Origin of the sequence: Roseivirga seohaensis (assembly GCF_001592945.1) — a bacterium.
GTDB lineage: Bacteria > Bacteroidota > Bacteroidia > Cytophagales > Cyclobacteriaceae > Roseivirga > Roseivirga seohaensis.
In genome coordinates, this window is record NZ_LRPB01000048.1 from 280,349 (window position 1) to 295,723 (window position 15,375).

Here is a 15,375-nt window from a genome sequence, read left to right on the forward strand (position 1 = left end):
TTTTGGAGGGTTGTTCAGCTATAATTAATTTATGGCTATTTTATTAATCGGGTTCAGGCCACTATATTTAAAGTCTACATCAATTCACTACTTTATGAAGTCAGTCAAGTTTTTAGTCAGCTTACTTTTTACCCTTGGCATTTTTTACGGACTAAACACCAAGTTTGGAGATATCCCCCCGATGGGGAAATTTCTAAGCCCGAACCAAGGTTTCTGGAAAAACGAAGTCACGGAGTCTGATGTGGCAAAAGAAACTTTAGAAATTTCTGGACTGAAAAGCCCTGTAACCGTGCATTATGATGAATCTCTGATTCCTCATGTATTCGCTCAAAATGACGAAGATTTGTACAGAGCTCAAGGTTACATCACGGCCCAACACCGACTGTGGCAACTTGAATTTCAGACCTTTGCTTCGGGCGGTAGACTTTCAGAAATAGTAGGCGAAGCGGCCATTGAATACGACCGAGGCCAACGCAGAAAAGGAATGGGCTTTGGAGCTGACAATGCTTTAAAGGAGATGATGAAGCACCCTGAAGAAGTGAAACTACTTGAAGCTTACCGAGATGGAATTAATGCATACATCGAAAGTTTGAGTGTAGGAGAACTTCCGGTGGAGTACAAAATATTAGATTATCAGCCCGAACCTTGGACGACCAAGAAAACTGCACTGCTACTAATGTACATGACGGATATGTTGGCTGGGCGCGATGTAGATTTGGAAAATACGAATTTCGTGAAGCTATTTGGGCAAGAAATTTTCGATTTACTCTTCCCAAATTTTTATGCTGACCAAGACCCTGTAATACCTCAAGAAAGAGACTGGAGTAGTTTTGATTTGGAAACCGTAGAAAAGCCAGACGTTGACTTTCCTAGTGATTTCATTAAAGAAACCATGGACAAGCCTAATCCGCACAACGGAAGTAACAACTGGGCTATAGCGCCATCCAAATCAGTTTCTGGCAATCCAATTTTAGCCAATGACCCGCATTTACAACTCAACTTGCCTTCGATCTGGTATGTAATGCAATTGGCCACTCCTGAGAAAAACACCTTTGGCGCTACACTTCCTGGGGCAATGGGAATCATTATTGGCTTCAACCAAAACATAGCTTGGGGCGTAACCAATGCCACCCGCGATGTAAAAGATTGGTACAAAATCGAATTTCAAGACGAAAATAGAAAAGCGTATAAGTATGATAATGAATGGAAAGCCACTACTGAGGTAATAGAAGAGATCAAAGTAAGAGGGAAATCTACGGTATACGACACCGTGACTTACACCCATTATGGACCTGTAACCTACGACCATACTTTTAAAGGAAATGGTGAAAAAGTAGGCTACGCCATGAAATGGACGGGCCATTTGCCTAACAATAACCAACAGACTTTTCTGGATTTAAATAAGGCCACAAACTATGCAGAATATGCGGCAGCACTAAAGCATTTTACTGCGCCAGCACAAAACTTTGTTTTCGCTTCGCGCGAAGGCGATATTGCCCTCTGGATTCAAGGAGAATTGGCCAATAAATGGCCGGAACAAGGTAAGTTTCTGATGGATGGGTCAGATTCTAGATATGAATGGCAATCATTCATTCCTCAAAACCAAAATGCTTATGTAAAAAATCCTGAAAGAGGTTTTGTGAGTTCTGCCAACCAACACCCCACCGATGAAAAGTATCCTTATTATGTATATGATGACGGTTATGAAACCTATCGTAACCGCGTAATCAATAACTTTTTCAGAAGTAAGGAGAAATTCAACATTCAAGATTTTAAAGATTTACAAGCCGATAACTTTAACCTAAAGGCAGCAGAGTTAATTCCTACCATGCTCGACAGTATGGACAGAAGTTCGCTTACTGCCCATGAAGAACAGATGCTCTCTACAATAGAAGATTGGGACTTCAACAATAACATTGATGCCGAGGGCGCTTCGATTTGGGAAAAGTGGTGGGATAACTTGTACCGAATGACTTGGGACGAACTGTACAACCTCGATGTCGCTATCAATCGCCCAAGCGATTACCAAACCATATGGTTACTAAAAAATCAGCCGAACCACCCTTGGTTCGATAGGAAGGAAACGCCAGAAATAGAAACCGCTAAAGAACTTTATTTTCAATCGTTTAGAGATGCCGTGCAAGACCTGACCGTTTGGCAATCTAGAACAGGGAAGTCCTTAAAATGGGTGGATTACAAAGGCACTTTTGTTGGGCATTTGCTACAAGCGTTACCTGCATTCTCGCGTTTCAATTTACCTATTGGAGGAAATTCAGGCATTGTAAATGCCACGAGTGAAAATCATGGTCCTTCGTGGAGAATGATTGTTGAATTAGGCAACGAGCCCAATGCTTTGGGAATTTACCCTGGAGGCCAATCAGGAAACCCTGGTAGCAAATTCTATGACAATATGATTGATCGCTGGGCAGCTGGAGAATATATTCCACTCTTCTTTATGAAGTCCGCTGACCAAGCTTCAGACCATATCATTTTTTCTCAAAACCTAAGCCCAGCCAAGTAATGAAAACGTTCATCAATATTATTCTAACTGTTCTTATTGCCTTTATTTTAGGTCTGTTCCTTCCTTGGTGGTCAGTGATGATTGCTGGCTTTATTATGGGAGCCGTTGTAGGACTAAAAAAGGCCTCTTCTTTCTTTGTTCCCTTCTTGGCAATCGCCTTACTTTGGATCGTAAACGCATGGTTTCTGGCGCAACCCAACGATTTCACCATGACCAAGAAAATAGCGGTACTATTACCATTAGAAGGAAATACCTTTTTGCTATTTCTGATTACTGGAATTATTGGGGGAATTGCTGCTGGAGTGGCCGGTGTTTTTGGTAACCAATGCAAGCAATTAATCGCAGGGAAAAAGTAGGATGAAAATTGAAGAGGAAGAAAAACAGTATTTTGTAATTGATTTTGATAGTACTTTCACTCAAGTAGAAGCACTTGACATTTTAGGGGAAATTTCACTTTCTAACCATCCCGAAAAGAACGCTCGACTTCAGAAAATTAAAGACATTACCGACTTAGGGATGGCTGGAGAAATGTCGCTACGTGAATCACTTATTGCTCGTATTCAGTTGTTGAATGGCAATAAAGCACACCTTCCTGAGTTAATCTCCCGCTTATCGAAGCTAGTATCAAAGTCCATTGAAAGAAATAGTGTTTTCTTTAATGAGCACCCTGAAAACACTTTTATTATTTCGAATGGCTTCAAAGAGTTTATTGTACCTGTAGTCACCAAGTTTGGCATTAAAGCCGATCATGTTTTTGCCAACGATATGGTTTTTGATGAAGATGGCAACATTATCGACCTTAACCGCAACAATGTTCTTTCCATAAATGGAGGAAAAGTAAAGCAGATTGAAGCGTTAAAATTAAAGGGTCAAATCAATATGATTGGCGATGGTTACACCGATTACGAGGTGCGCCAAGCCGGAATGGCCAATAACTTTTATGCTTATACCGAAAATGTAGAACGCGAACCCGTAAAGAAACATGCCGATCACATTGCCCCAAGTTTTGACGAAATTTTATACCACAAGAAAATGAGCGGAGCCCTATCCTACCCCAAAAACCGAATCAAAATGCTTTTGCTAGAAAGCGTTCATCCCAATGCGCTGGCCAAATTAAAAGAAGAAGGCTTTAGTGTTGAAAGTTATCCTGCAGGTTTAGACGAAGATGAGCTTTGCGAGAAAATTAAAGGCATTCACGTTTTAGGGCTGAGGTCGAAAACACAAGTAACAGCCAAAGTAATTAGCGAAGCTGATAAGCTGATGGCCATGGGTGCTTTTTGTATTGGCACCAACCAAATTGACACTGGGGCAGCGCTAGAAGCTGGAATCCCTGTTTTTAATGCGCCTTTTAGCAATACACGCTCGGTAGTAGAATTGGCCATAGCCGAAATGATTAGCCTGATGCGTGGCATTTCTGACAAGAACAGAGATATGCACCAAGGCATTTGGGCTAAAACAGCTAAAAATAGCTTCGAAATTCGAGGAAAGAAATTGGGTATTATTGGTTACGGAAGTATTGGCGCACAACTTTCTGTTTTGGCCGAAAACCTTGGTATGGATGTTTATTACTACGATTTGGTTGAAAAACTAGCGCTAGGGAACGCCACAAAGTGTGATACCATAGAAGAATTACTATCTATTGCAGATGTGGTTTCTTTACACATAGATGGCCGACCAGAAAATGGAAACTTCTTTCTAAGAGAGCATTTTCAGATGATGAAGGATGGCGTTATTTTCTTGAACTTGGCCCGTGGCCCAGTAGTTGACATTCTCGCTTTAAAAGAAGCCATTTTGAGTGGCAAAGTAATTGGCGCAGGAGTTGACGTTTTTCCAGAAGAACCTAAAAGCAACAACGATCCTTTTACTTCGGAACTCATGGGTTTACCCAACACCATTCTTACCCCACATATTGGCGGAAGCACTTTGGAAGCTCAAGAGAACATTGCTGATTTTGTGCCGCGTAAAATCATGGACTACATCAATACTGGAAATACAGAAAACAGTGTCAACTTCCCGAATATCACCTTGCCTCCACTGAAAGATGCGCATAGACTTATTCATATCCATAAAAACCGACCGGGGGTTTTAGCTAAAATCAACAATACTTTAGCCGAATTTGAAGCCAACATTGTTGGGCAATATCTAAAAACCAATGAGTCCATCGGTTATGTGATTACTGACATTAATAAGCAGTATGGCAAAGAACTCAGCAAAGCCATGAAAAAGATTGAGCACACCATAAAATTCAGAATGCTCTATTAAACGGATGAACTACAAACCAAAAAAGTCTGGCAAGCCAGACTTTTTTGGTTCTATTTAAAAGAGACTAATTACTTAGCTCTCCAAGCTTCTTGTTTAGCATTTTCACCAACCGTTACCAACAAACGGGTTGGGCCTGGCACTAATACCAACTTCACTTCTTGGTTAGGAAAATCGTCTACCTCTACAGGCACTCCTTCACCAAATTCAACATCATATCCGTACTTACCATCTTTATCTCGTTGCAAACGAATATAATTTTTGGCAAAATAGGCGATAGGCAGAAGCACATCATTATCAGGGCAAAATTCATCGTGCACTAAAGCAATGGCTTCTTCAAGTTCAGAACCGAACTCTTCGATAAACGCATCTTCTAGATCGTGGAGCTCTTCCTCCAAGTCATCGTAGCGTTCATCACTATAATCCATGTCGTCCAACTCATTGATTTTCTCTGCAATGGCAGCAAAATCATCATTCAGTTTCTCTACATTCATATTCTAAATACTAGGCGTAGCACAAAGAATGCAAGTTCAATTAAAACATGCAAGGCATAACAGAAAAAGGTTTACTAGAGGTCAATTTCCTTTTTAAAAGCAAGTAGAAAACCTAACTTTACCCAACGTATTTCTTAGTACCATACTATTACATCTCACCTTAATTAATTATGACAACCAACATTCAAGACAAGGTAAATACTTGGTTAAATAGTAGCATTGACGAGGCCAGCAAAGCGGCCATTCGTTCGCTTTCTGCTGAAGAATTGAACGAAGCTTTTTATAAAGATCTAGAATTTGGCACTGGAGGTTTAAGGGGGATTATGGGAGTTGGTTCTAACAGAATCAACAAATACACCATTGGAATGGCTACTCAAGGCTTGGCCAATTACTTAGTTAAAGCCTTTCCGAATGAAGCTATAAAAGTAGCCATAGCACATGATAGCCGTAATAACAGCCGATTCTTTGCAGAAACTACCGCTGCGGTTTTCTCAGCCAATGGCATCCACGTTTACCTTTTCGAAAGCCTTCGCCCAACGCCTGAGCTTTCATTTGCCATTAGAGAATTAGGTTGTAAAAGTGGCGTGGTGCTCACAGCTTCGCATAACCCAAGAGAATACAATGGCTACAAAGCCTACTGGGACGATGGTGCGCAAGTAATTGCCCCTCACGATAAAAATATCATAGCCGAAGTACAAGCCATAGCCGGAATTGAAGCGATTAAGTTTGAAAAAGACGACAGTAAAATTGAATTACTTGGGCACGAAATAGATGAGAAGTATCTGAATGCCATTGAGAAGTTAACCTTGGCTCCAGAAGCCATCAAAAACCAGAAAGACCTTAAAATTGTATTCTCCCCCATTCATGGAACTGGCATTACTTTGGTGCCCGGAATACTAAAGCGAAAAGGTTTTGAAAACGTATTCGTGGTAGAAGAACAGGCCGAACCCAATGGCGATTTCCCTACTGTAGTTTACCCAAATCCTGAGGAAAAAGAAGCAATGACTTTGGCACTGACTAAAGCCAAAGAGTTAGATGCCGACCTTGTAATGGCCACCGACCCCGATGCCGATCGTGTAGGAATGGCTGCTAAAAATGATGAGGGTGAGTTTGAATTACTGAACGGAAATCAAGCTGCTAGTCTTCTGATTTACTACTTACTTAGAAAGTGGAAAGAGAATGGCAAACTCAATGGCAAGCAGATGATTATTAAAACCATTGTAACCACTGATTTGCTTACCCGAATTGCAGAAAAATTTGAGGTAGACTGCCCTGAAACGCTCACAGGCTTTAAATACATTGCCGCACTTATAAGACAAGAAGAAGGTAAAAAGGAATTCATTGGCGGAGGCGAAGAAAGCTATGGCTACATGATTAGCGATTTTGTACGCGATAAAGACGCTGTTGCTTCTTGTGCCATGCTTGCCGAAATGTGTGCTTGGGCCAAAGATCAAGGCATGTCTGTTTTCGACCTTCTAAAACAGGTGTATATTGAAAACGGATTCTACTTAGAAACGCTAGTTTCAATGACCAAAAAAGGCATGAAAGGCGCTGATGAAATCAAACAAATGATGGTGGATATGCGCGAAAAAACACCAACCACAATAGCAGGAAGCAAAGTAATTAAAACCATGGACTACCAGAGCTTGGTAGAAAAAGACATGATTTCAGGCTCGGAAAAAGCGATTGATCAGCCAAAATCAAATGTACTACAATTCTATTTAGAAGATGGCACTAAAATATCGGCTAGACCTTCTGGTACCGAACCAAAAATTAAATTTTATATCAGCGTGAACGCTGCGCTCAAATCTGCTGTTGACTTTTACGAAACAAAGCAGTTTCTAGAATCCCGAATTGAAACCATCAAAAAAGATTTAAACCTATGAGCATTGCAGCCCAATCCATTTCAGAATTAATCAACCGTGATTTAGACCGCCTTTCAAACGAAGTAGAAGCTTACTCAAAGGAAGAAAACCTTTGGATTACAGAGGGCGAAATCACAAATACAGCCGGAAACCTAACGCTTCATCTTTGTGGAAATTTGCAGCACTTTATAGGAACCGTTCTGGGAAAAACGGGATACGAACGGAATAGAGATTTTGAGTTTGCAGCGAAAAACATAAGCCGCGCGGAACTGCTTGGCTCAATTCAAGAAACTAAAACAGCAGTGCGCGACACGCTTCAACGTTTGCCAGAATCGGTATTGAATTACCCCTACCCGCTGCGAGTTTTTAATAATAAAGAAATGAGCACGCTGTTCTTTCTTATTCACCTTCAAGGCCATCTAAACTACCATTTAGGACAAATTAATTACCATCGCAGGATTCTAGATAAATGATTAAACTAGAACAGAACGTTTCCCTCAAACCCTTCAATACCTTTGGATTAGAGGCCAAAGCTGCCCATTTTATTGCATTCACTACGGTAAACGAGTTGCTAGAAGCACTCAAAATGATTGAGTCTGACGAACCATTAATGGTTTTAGGGGGCGGTAGCAATATTCTACTCACAAAAGATTTTGAAGGCGTTGTTCTTAAAAACGAACTTCAAGGAATAGACCTTATTGATGAAGACAGAAACCATGTTTGGATCAAAGCCATGGCAGGTGAAAATTGGCATCAATTTGTTTTGCATTGTATTGAAAATGGCTGGGCTGGCTTAGAAAACCTTTCTCTTATTCCTGGAACAGTGGGTGCGGCACCTATGCAGAACATTGGCGCGTACGGAGTAGAAATTAAAGATGTTTTCCACTCATTAGAAGCGGTTGAAATAGCATCAGGAAAATACCAAGAATTTACAGCCGAGGAATGTGAGTTTGGTTATCGCGAAAGCGTTTTCAAAACTTCCTTGAAAGGAAAATACATCATTACTTCCGTAGTATTTAGGTTAGATAAAACCCCAACCTTTAACACTTCCTACGGTGCTATTCAGGCTACTTTAGACGAAATGGGAGTAACCGATTTGAGTATTAAAGCCATTAGCGATGCAGTTATCAAAATCAGGCAAAGTAAGCTTCCCGACCCTGTAGAAATTGGTAATTCTGGCAGCTTCTTTAAAAACCCTACCATCGACAATATTGACTATGAAGGCCTTAGGGCTGAATTCCCAAGTATTCCGGGGTACAAACTACCTGAACAAAAAGTAAAAATTCCAGCAGCTTGGCTCATTGAACAAGCAGGATGGAAAGGAAAAACCTTTGGTGAAATTGGTGTACACAAAAATCACCCCCTCGTTTTGGTAAATTACGGCAATGGAAAAGGAGAAGACATCAAGAAACTAGCTTTGGAAATAAAGGCTTCTGTTGCTTCTAAATTTGGAATCGAAATCACCCCTGAAGTGAATATCATTTAATCCTTCTTCAACTGGTTTCAATTCCATAAATTCGACCCCTCAAATTTATCCAAGATGTCGAAACGTACACCCGCCATGCCGTTTATTTTGGCAACCATTCTGATTGACATTATTGGAATTGGAATTGTACTGCCCGTAGTGCCTACGCTTATTTTAGAGCTGGGAGGTGAGTCCATCAGCGAAACAGCCAAAATTGGCGGCTTGCTCGCTCTGTCTTATGCTTCAATGCAGTTTATCTTTTCGCCTATTTTAGGAGGTTTAAGCGACAAGTATGGCAGACGCCCGATTCTTCTTATCTCATTATTTGCATTAGGCATCGACTATTTTATTGCGGCCTTATCACCGACTTTGACTTGGCTTTTTCTGGCTAGAATTGTAGCTGGAATTGGCGGAGCAAGCATTACAACGGCCATGGCCTATATTGTCGATGTAAGTCCACCAGAAAAACGTGCTCAAAATTTCGGTATGATTGGAGCAGCCTTTGGCGTTGGCTTTATCATTGGCCCGCTGACCGGAGGTTTACTTGGCGAAATTGGACCAAGGGTACCTTTTTTCGTAGCAGGTTGCTTAGCACTTCTCAATTGGCTGTATGGCTATTTCATCCTTCCAGAATCGTTAACTCCTGAAAATAGAAGACCTTTTTCGTGGAAACGGGCTAACCCAATTGGTTCATTAGCACAACTAAAGAAATATCCCGTCATCATGGGTTTAGTATTGTCTTTGGTATTGATCTACATTGCCGCCCATGCCGTGCAAAGCAACTGGTCGTTTTTTGTGATTGAAGAATTTCAATGGTCAGAAGCCCAAATCGGATACTCTTTGGCATTTGTAGGACTGATGGTAGCCTTAGTACAAGGACTGCTTATTCGCGTGGCTGTACCTAAGTTAGGACAGAAACGCGCTGTCTATATTGGCATTACCTTTTATGCTTTGGGTTTATTACTCTTCGCATTCGCTAATAAATCATGGATGATGTATGCCTTTATGATTCCCTATGCTTTGGGCGGTTTGGCTGGGCCAACACTTCAAGCCATTATGTCGTCACAAGTACCTGCCAATGAGCAAGGTGAATTACAAGGCGGTTTAACCAGCTTAATTAGTGTTACCTCAATTATAGGCCCACCTTTAATGACAGGTATTTTTGCTTACTTCACTACCGAAGGCAACTTCTATTTTGCGGGAGCCGCCTTTTTGCTTGGTGCAATTCTTACATTTCTGAGTGTAATTTTTGCTTACCGAACCCTACGCAAAACTAACTTGAGTTAGGTTTACCTTTAAAATTCATAACCAATACTGCTATTCCTTGGTTATACCTAGGGCATTAAATCATTAATTCCGATCTTAGAATTTTATAACCAAAAGGCAGATTTATGAGTGAAGTTGAGTTCACTACTTCAGAAACAGAAAGCAAATACCTTAAGTTAAATGTTAAAAATGAAACCGACAGGCTTGAAGCCGTGGTTTTAGGCATTGGCACTGATTTAGGAGAAGAATCAGAAATAAACCCAACCAGTAAACACCATAAGGAAGAAGGAACATACCCAACGGAAGAGGATATTCAACATGAAATTTCAACTTTTGAAAAAGTGCTTAAAGCTTTCGGAGTGGAGGTGTATCGCCCAAAAAACATCGAAGGCCTAGAGCAAGTTTTCACACGTGATATTGGGTTTGTAATAGACAACACGTATGTGGTAGCCAGTATGCAAGAAGAAGTTCGGCAATTGGAACTTCCTGGGGTAAGGCATATCACCAATAAAATAGATCCACAAAATATTATTCACCCGCCAAAAAACGCCAATGTTGAAGGAGGTGATGTCATTCTATGGAACGATCATATTTTTGTAGGAATTAGTGCTCGCACCAATTGGGAAGGTTATGAATTCGTTAAAGCCTCTTTCCCTCATAAACAAGTACACGCTATTCCTTTAGTGGTTTCCGAAGATCGGAAGAAGAACATTCTCCACTTGGATTGTACCTTTCAACCCATCGGAACTAAAGAGGCCATCATCTATGAAAATGGCTTTGCTGAGTACCCACAAATTATCTATGACCTTTTTAAAGAAGAGGATATGATTAAGGTAGATCAGGCTCAGATGAATAGAATGTTTCCTAATATTTTCTCGCTTTCACCAAAAGATATCGTAGTAGAAAGATCATTCAAGGCGCTGATTGCTGCTTTAAAAGAGCGAGGTTACACAGTGCATGAAGTAGACTATACTGAGAACTCAAAACTTAGCGGTTTGCTCAGGTGTTCTACCATGCCACTGAGACGTTCCTAAGATTCGAGTTTATTTCCATAAATGAAAAGAGGCGATCAAATTGATCGCCTCTTTTAGTTGTAGTAACCCAATATATGTATGTTATTTTTCAATGAATGATAGCTCCACCCTACGGTTAAAGGCCCTACCTTCTATTGTATAGTTTGTTGCAATAGGTGTGTCTTCACTAAAGGTTTTCACTTCTAGCTGACTTGGATTTACTCCTTTACTTATCAAGTAATTATATACCTCGGTGTATCGTCTGATACCAAGCGCTACGTTATACGGGTTCGTTCCGTATTCATCAGTATGGCCAGCAACCATCACTCTCAAGTCTCTGTTTTCTACCAAAAGTGCCGCAGCCTCATTTAAGCGTTGGAAGAATTCTGATTTGATGTTATGCTTATCGAAATCGAAGAATACATTCGGAAGCTTAATTTTCTTTTCGACTGGTGCCGCAGCAATAATTTCTTTAGGCTCTTCTGCTGGAGGCGCTACTTCCTCTACTACTTCTTCTGTCACTTTAGGTTTTATGCCTTCAATCGATGGCGGGTCAACAGGCAAGTTGGTAGGGTCAAGATCGAAACCGTTAATCATTTTCACATAAATGGTTTCATCATTCTTTTCACAACCTACATAGAAATTTTGGTCTACATCAAATTGATCTCTGAAAAGCACACGAATGGTGTGTTTCTTCTCATAAATTGTTTCTCCATTCAGCACCGCTCTTAAATCGAAAGACCTTTCGATAGGCATCACCATTTTATAAACTCCGTATTCATCTGTAGTTGTTGAAATCGGCCCATCTTCGCCTTCTACAGTAATTGTAGCATTGGCCACAGGTGTTACCCCATCGCATTCTAAAAATTTACCTTGAATCTGAGATTGATTGAACATAAGAATACGGTAAATATCTACTTGTCCATAGCCTTCAGGGCGGCTAGAAGATAGATATGCAAAACCGCCATACATTGTAAAGAAGGTGTCGTCATTGGGCAAGTTTATTGGAGCACCCATATTTTCAGGCGTGTTAAATTTACCGGTAGCGCTATCGTATTTGGTTGAAAAAATATCATACCCTCCCATTGAATCATGTCCTCTTGAAGAAAAATAGAATGTACCATCTTCAGCTACAAAAGGAGCATCATCATTTAAAGGTGTATTCAATTCAGTAATTGGTGCAGGTTTGCCCCATTTTCCTTTTTCATCTTTATGCATAATGTATAAATCAAGGTTTTCAACCTCATGATTAATATCTGATGCATAAATCATTGAATTACCATTATTATAAATGAAAGCGTGTGAATCCCATCGTTTTGAGTTAATAGGCAAAGGCTCTCTTTTACTCCAAGTGCCATCCTTTTTCTTTTGCGAGATGAATAAATCTTCATCGTAGAAAGTGATTAGGGTGCTGTCATTATTAAAAAGTTGAATTGGCGCTTCGTTAGCCGTTGTGCTGGCAAATCCTTCCAATGGATTGTCTTTATCCCACTCATCAATATCATTCATGTCGGCAGTAAGTACTTGCTCATAGGCCTCTCCGTCATCAGCTACTTTAGCAGTACCCTTTCTTCTTGCTGTGAAATAAATACCTCTTTGATCGCCAGTTACTACCTGACTATATTCATTTCCGTCCGTATTGATATTCGGCCCAAGGTTCTTAATAATAATGTCTCGAGGGTTGGGTAAATACTTTTTCGCATTTTTGATATTACTACTCACCAACAGGTAGTCTGGCCTTAAAAAATCATCCAAATCCTGCATTCTAACTCTTTGAATGGTTTGTTCGGCTTCATCTACTTGTTCATTCAACAAGTAAGCTTTAGCAAACTTTACCCAAAAATAAGGCGAATCCTGAGCAAAGGCCGTAGACTCATTGAAGAGACCAATGGCTTCTTCTAGCCTATATCTTTCAGTATGGCATATAGCTGCCAAAAATTTCGCTTCATTGTTCTTCGGGCTCTTTTTAATGATAGGTTCTAGCATTCCCAATGCTACTTCCCAATCGCCCTCTTCCATAGCCGCATAGGCTTTATTGAGGTTTTGTGCTTGACTCACAGTAGTCAGGCACAATAACAGGAATGAAAAAATTATGGCACTCTTCATAATCTAAAGTCTATAGTTAGTTGTGTACTAGAAAAAGCAAAGTCAGTCGGAAGAATGGTGATTGGATTGAGGCAATGGCTGGTAAAACCATCGTGACGAAGTTATGAAGAATTTTCTATATTAAAAAAGAACAAGATAACTCTAAATGACTAAGATATTGTGACCATCGACATAAAAGGGTAGCTTATCTCCAATTTTCAATTGATTTTTAGCAAACACATCCACCAAATGATTACCTACCTTCAACTTAATCAAATACCCATTTCCCTTAAAAAAAGTAGCTGAAACCACCCCTTCAAGCTTTAAAGCACCAGCTTGGAATTCCGTTTCAAAACTTTCTGAACGAACAACAATTTGCTGCCCCTTTTTAATGTTCATTTTTTTATGGAAAACACTTGAAAACTCAGCTTTACTAAAAATATTGACGCTTCCGAAAAACGCTGCAATTTCAACGCTTTTTGGCTTGTTGTAAATATTCAATGGAGAATCATACTGTAGCAATTTACCGTCAGACATAAAGCCAATCTTATCTGAAAGCATTAGTGCATCTTGAGTATCATGCGTTACCATAATCAAGCTCAATTGTTGATTTCGGATAATTTCACTCACTTCAACAATAAGTTTACTCTTAACAATAGGATCTAGATTGCTAAATGGCTCATCCATTAAAAGAAGCTCAGGTTCTTCGGCAAGTGTTTTAGCCAAAGCCAAACGCTGCTGCTGGCCACCAGAGAGTTCTCGCGGTAATCTTTTTCTAAATTCTTGAAGATGACAAATCTCTAAGAGTTCTTCCACTCGATCATTTTGATAGTCTTTATCAAATAATAAGAGTGGATATTTAATATTTTCCTCCACGGTTCGATTTGGCATTAATCGCAAATCTTGGAACACCATTTTTACTCCTTCTTGGCCAGGAATAAGCTTATCTTCTGGCTTATCCAATTCCTTTCCTTGAAAACAGATGGTTCCGTTTTCTGGGGAAATCAATCCGCCTATCATTTTCAATAAGGTAGATTTACCTGAACCACTGGCACCTACAAAGGAAATGATTTCGCCCTTCTGCATTGAAAAAGCCATATCGGAAACCGCAGACTTTTCACTACCCGAATAGGTTTTTGATACTTTATTTACTTTAAGAAATTTCAATAGCTTCTTATTTACCTTTGGTTTCCAACAGGTTATTTTTCATAAGAAATACGATAAATCACACCAGCAACATCATCAGAAACTAGAATAGAGCCATCAGGCATTTCTAAAATATCTACAGGTTTTCCCCAACCCTTATTGGTTTTTTGATCTAACCAGCCAGAAGCGAAAATTTCACTACTAATTACCTTATCTCCTTCTACCTGAACAAAGCGCAACTGGTAACCAATATGACCTGCATCTAGCGAGCGATTCCATGAACCATGTTGAGCAACAATAATATTGTTTTTATACTTGGCTGGAAACATATCTCCTTGATAAAACCTTAGGCCTAATGGAGCAGAATGCGGTTCAAACTTATATTTTGGCTCTGTGAAATTCGTTCTTGGAAATTTATCGCCAAAGTCTGGGTCTGGAATATCGCCTTGGTGCCAATAAGGAAACCCAAAATTCATCCCTTTTTCTGGAGCAAAATTAAGTTCACAAGCTGGAATATCATCCCCCATCATGTCTCTTCCGTTATCGGTAAACCACATTTTTTGAGTCTTTGGATCCCAAGCAAATCCTACACTATTTCTTACCCCAGTAGCATATATTTCCATGTTCGAACCATCAGGATTCATTCTGGTAATCGATGCATAAACTTCCTTATCGCTCTCGCAAACATTGCAAGGCGCTCCTACTGGAACGTAAAGCTTGCCATCAGGACCAAAAGCAATAAACTTCCACCCATGATGAGCATCTGTTGGGTAATCTTCGAAAATCACCTCTTGCTTTGGGTCATCCAAATTATTCATGATATCAGGAAAACGGAGGATTCTGTTGACTTCGGCCACATATAAATCTCCGTTATGATAGGCCACACCGTTGGGCATATTCCAATCCTTACCTGTTTTTGATGCCCATTTGTACGTCTTATCAGCTACCATGTCTCCATCAGTATCGGTAAGCGCATACACATTCTTTCTTCTTCTGTTTCCAACAAACACGGTTTTCCCATCAGGAGTACTGCTCAATGAGCGTGCGTCTGTAATCCCTTCTGCATAAATAGAAATCTTAAACCCTTCAGGGAGTTTGATTTTCGACAAATCAATTTCGCTTTGCGCCCAAACATTGACGTTAGCGCCCATTAGCGTGAGCAAACCAATTGAAAATATTCTTGAAATACCCTTTATCATATCCATTTAATTTAGTCGCGAAAGGTAGACTATTAACCGCTAAGAGTTAAAAAAGATTTGAC

Annotated in this window: 12 protein-coding genes; 8 read left to right on the forward strand and 4 right to left on the reverse strand. The window is 40.1% G+C overall.

Annotated features, from left to right (window positions below; genetic code table 11):
* The first annotated feature begins 94 nt into the window (after positions 1-94).
* From AWW67_RS15830 to serA, 3 genes are read left to right on the forward strand one after another with little or no spacing between them, the layout of a single operon-like run.
* Positions 95-2,521 (forward strand): penicillin acylase family protein, encoded by a 2,427-nt coding sequence (locus AWW67_RS15830; protein ID WP_062302927.1) that lies wholly within the window; start codon positions 95-97, stop codon positions 2,519-2,521.
* A complete protein-coding gene (locus AWW67_RS15835; protein ID WP_062302929.1) occupies positions 2,521-2,877 on the forward strand; it encodes a hypothetical protein in 357 nt (118 codons plus the stop codon). The genes AWW67_RS15830 and AWW67_RS15835 overlap by 1 nt, the downstream gene beginning before the upstream one ends.
* 1 nt (position 2,878) lies before the next feature.
* Positions 2,879-4,783: a phosphoglycerate dehydrogenase gene (gene serA / locus AWW67_RS15840; RefSeq protein ID WP_062302930.1), complete on the forward strand. Its 1,905-nt coding sequence runs from the start codon at positions 2,879-2,881 to the stop codon at positions 4,781-4,783.
* Positions 4,784-4,851: 68 nt separating this feature from the next.
* Here serA and AWW67_RS15845 read toward each other — a convergent pair whose 3' ends face one another.
* Positions 4,852-5,274, reverse strand: coding sequence for a hypothetical protein (locus tag AWW67_RS15845; protein WP_053223203.1), 423 nt, complete (start codon positions 5,272-5,274; stop codon positions 4,852-4,854).
* A 170-nt stretch (positions 5,275-5,444) separates the two neighbouring features.
* Between AWW67_RS15845 and AWW67_RS15850 the strand changes: the two genes are divergently transcribed.
* The 5 genes from AWW67_RS15850 (at position 5,445) to AWW67_RS15870 (ending at position 10,904) form a co-directional block, all read left to right on the forward strand.
* Complete coding sequence (locus AWW67_RS15850) at positions 5,445-7,160, forward strand: phospho-sugar mutase (RefSeq protein ID WP_062302931.1); 1,716 nt, start codon at positions 5,445-5,447, stop codon at positions 7,158-7,160.
* Positions 7,157-7,612 carry a DinB family protein gene (locus tag AWW67_RS15855; protein WP_062302933.1) on the forward strand — a complete coding sequence of 152 codons (456 nt, stop codon included), beginning with the start codon at positions 7,157-7,159 and terminating at the stop codon, positions 7,610-7,612. Before AWW67_RS15850 ends, AWW67_RS15855 begins: the two co-directional genes overlap by 4 nt.
* Entirely contained in the window at positions 7,609-8,625 is a 1,017-nt protein-coding gene (murB, locus tag AWW67_RS15860) for a UDP-N-acetylmuramate dehydrogenase (protein ID WP_062302934.1), read from the forward strand. Before AWW67_RS15855 ends, murB begins: the two co-directional genes overlap by 4 nt.
* Positions 8,626-8,679: 54 nt before the next feature.
* Entirely contained in the window at positions 8,680-9,891 is a 1,212-nt protein-coding gene (locus AWW67_RS15865; protein WP_062302936.1) for a TCR/Tet family MFS transporter, read from the forward strand.
* Between the two features lie 104 nt (positions 9,892-9,995).
* Entirely contained in the window at positions 9,996-10,904 is a 909-nt protein-coding gene (locus AWW67_RS15870) for a dimethylarginine dimethylaminohydrolase family protein (RefSeq protein ID WP_053223198.1), read from the forward strand.
* A gap of 81 nt (positions 10,905-10,985) precedes the next feature.
* Here the strand turns inward: AWW67_RS15870 and AWW67_RS15875 are convergent, their stop codons facing one another.
* From AWW67_RS15875 to AWW67_RS15885, 3 genes are all read right to left on the reverse strand, one after another.
* The gene (locus AWW67_RS15875; protein ID WP_053223197.1) at positions 10,986-12,989 is read right to left on the reverse strand and encodes an OmpA family protein; all 2,004 of its coding nucleotides are present in this window, start codon (positions 12,987-12,989) and stop codon (positions 10,986-10,988) included.
* Positions 12,990-13,130: 141 nt separating this feature from the next.
* A complete protein-coding gene (locus AWW67_RS15880) occupies positions 13,131-14,135 on the reverse strand; it encodes an ABC transporter ATP-binding protein (RefSeq protein ID WP_062302937.1) in 1,005 nt (334 codons plus the stop codon).
* A gap of 32 nt (positions 14,136-14,167) precedes the next feature.
* Positions 14,168-15,319: a PQQ-dependent sugar dehydrogenase gene (locus AWW67_RS15885; protein WP_311316227.1), complete on the reverse strand. Its 1,152-nt coding sequence runs from the start codon at positions 15,317-15,319 to the stop codon at positions 14,168-14,170.
* Positions 15,320-15,375: the final 56 nt, after the last annotated feature.